General features: G+C 75.9%; 2 protein-coding genes. One reads left to right on the top strand and one right to left on the bottom strand.

Going from position 1 to position 2,536, the window contains the following annotated elements; all coding sequences use genetic code 11:
• Positions 1-310: 310 nt before the first annotated feature.
• Complete coding sequence (locus ACFW1A_RS39970; RefSeq protein ID WP_380418565.1) at positions 311-1,774, bottom strand: MFS transporter; 1,464 nt, start codon at positions 1,772-1,774, stop codon at positions 311-313.
• A 411-nt stretch (positions 1,775-2,185) separates the two neighbouring features.
• Between ACFW1A_RS39970 and ACFW1A_RS39965 the strand changes: the two genes are divergently transcribed.
• On the top strand, positions 2,186-2,521 hold the full coding sequence (locus ACFW1A_RS39965) for an oleate hydratase (protein WP_380418563.1): 336 nt from the start codon (positions 2,186-2,188) through the stop codon (positions 2,519-2,521).
• Positions 2,522-2,536 lie beyond the last annotated feature (15 nt).

The raw sequence follows: 2,536 nt of genomic DNA, 5'->3' as shown, positions 1-2,536 counted from the left end.
GGGCCCGGCTCCCGGTGGGCCCCGGGGGGGGGTCCCCCTGCGGGGGGGGGGCGGCCCGGGGGGCGCGCGCGCCCGCGCCCCCGCCACCCCGGCGGTGTCGGCCGTCGCAGCGCCACTGGTGCCCGGCGGCTCCGTCCGACACCTCGATCCTGCGCGGGCCCGCCAACAGATCGCGCACAGCTCGCCAACGGGACGCCCCGACGAGGCGGGCACCCGGCCTGACCAGGACTGTTGCGCTCGCCGGCAGCCATGGCGAGGGGCCCGGAAGCGCGTACGGGGCCGCCGCACCGGTGCCGCGGCGGCCCACCCGTCAGCGGTACCCGCGGCCCGGCAGGGTGAGCAGGGCGAGCAGGGCGGCCGCGGCCGCGAGAACGGCGGCGGTGGTGAGCCCCGTGGCGGAACCGGTGTGCAGGGCGTGGACCGCCGCCAGGGCGCCCGGTCGGGTCTGGGTGCGGGCGGCGTCGGCCGCCGCGTTGGCGGTTACCCCGCCGATCAGCACGATGCCGAGCGACATGCCGAGCGAGCGGGCACTGTTGAGCCCGGCCGGGCGGGCGCCGCGCTCGCCCAACTCCCCGCGCGCGTAGGCCGTCGGGACGGTGATCGCGCCGCCGGCGCCGAACGAGAGAAGCAGCAGCGGCGGCAGCAGACCGGCCGCGTAGCCGTCCACGGGTTCCGCCCGCGAGATCCACCACAGGCCCGCCGCGGCGCAGACCGCCGCGCCGAGCGCGACCCAGCGGATCCCGATCGCCCGCGCCGCCTGCGGCAGGACGGCGGCGGCCACGACCGTCGCCACCGCCGAGGGCAGCAGGGCCGCGCCGGTCTGCAGGGGCGAATAGCCGTACACGGACTGCAGGACGAGGGTGAGGCTGAAGTACGAGCCGAACAGCGCGCCGGCGAGCAGCGCCACCACCGCGTAGGCGCCGAAGCGGGTCAGCATGACGCGGGCCGGCTGCCGCACGAACGCGCTGCCGGCCGCTGCCACCGCGAGCAGCAGGGCGGCGCCGAGGAACCAGAGCACGACCTGCACCGGCGGGGTCTCGCGGTCCAGCGCCCGGGCCAGGCCGCGGGAGAGCAGGAGCAGCGCGGCGCTCCCGGCGAACCCGCTCACCAGGTCGAGGCTCCGCCTGGTCCGGCCGGTCTCCGGCAGCGTCACCGCCGCGACCACCGACAGGACCAGGCCCGCGACCGCGAAGACCAGGAAGCACTGGCGCCAGTCGGCGACGTACTCCACCAGCAGCCCGCCGAGCAGCACCGAGGAGGCGAACGCCGCGACCGGCGCGGTGAAGTAGCAGCCGAGCGCGATCCGGTGCACCCGGGGCGAGACCGCGGTCCGCTCCAGCAGCGCCAGCGCCCCTGCCGTGCTCAGCGCCGCGCCGACGCCCTGGCCGGCCCGCGCCGTCAGCAGCCAGCCGACCGAGTGGGCCTGCGAGGCGGCGAACGAGGCCAGCGTGAATCCGCCGATGCCGATCAGGTGGACGAGCTTGCGGCCGGCCACCTCGCCGAGCCGACCGGCGACCAGCGGCAGCGCGCCGAGCGGCAGGGTGTAGGCGGTCAGCAGCCAGCCCAGGGAGGAGACGCTCAGGAACAGGTCGTGCTGGATCTGCGGCAGCGAGATGTTCGTCGTGATCACCCCGAGCACCAGGAGCGCCTGGGTGAGCACCAGCGCGGCGATGCCGAGCACCTGGGCGGGCGTCACCGCGGTGCCGTCGGGCGGGCCCGCGGGCTGCCCGGACACCGGCGGCTGGTACGGCGCGAAGTACGGCTGACCGGTCATGCGACTCCCCCCGGGGTCCGGCGCGACGCGAACAATCCTGTCCCCGCCCGGCCCCCGTCACAAGTGTCGGTCCGTCACCGATCGGCTACAACGCCGTCGCAGGCGGGAGCGGATTCTCTCCATCCGCTCCGGCGCCCGGGTGGACCGTGGTCACCCGGACGGTCTATCAGGTCGGGCAACAGGTCGCTCCTGTGACGGTGAATGAGGTGACGTACGTATCCCGTGGCGTCGTCGAACCGCGGGTCGCCGACGTGCAGGGGCTCTCCCGGGCGGTGGAGGACGTGGCGGGGAACGTGGTGCGGAACGCGTCCGCCTGCGTCTGCGCCTGCGCACTCCTGGGCGCGGACTGCCCGGAGACGGCGAACCCGAGCCGGCGGCGTCCCGACGAACCCGGCCGACAGGGAGTTCAGCGTGTACTACAGCAGTGGCAACTACGAGGCGTTCGCCAGGCCGCGCCGGCCGGAGCGGGCGGAGCGGGTGAGCGCCTGGTTCGTCGGAGCGGGCCTGGCCTCGCTGGCCGGCGCGGCGTTCCTGGTGCGGGACGCGCAGGTGCCCGGCGAGCGGATCACGATCCTGGAACGGCTCAAGCTGCCCGGCGGCGCGCTGGACGGGATCAAGGAGCCGGCGAAGGGCTTCGTGATCCGGGGCGGCCGGGAGCTGGAGGACCACGTGACTCCTCCCCGGCGTAAACGCCGGGGCTTCTCGCTAAGCCGGGTTGGCCTCGCGACGGACCAGCCCGGCCCGTAGAACGTTGATGGCTCC

Origin of the sequence: Kitasatospora sp. NPDC058965 (assembly GCF_042741245.1) — a bacterium.
Classification (GTDB): domain Bacteria; phylum Actinomycetota; class Actinomycetes; order Streptomycetales; family Streptomycetaceae; genus Kitasatospora.
Note: the sequence above shows the minus strand (reverse complement) of the source record. Positions and strands in the feature narration are given on the sequence as shown.

Bases quoted from the DNA above. Each gene is read 5' to 3' on its own strand.
- ACFW1A_RS39970 (WP_380418565.1), bottom strand. From the start codon at position 1,774: ATGACCGGTCAGCCGTACTTCGCGCCGTACCAGCCGCCGGTGTCCGGG.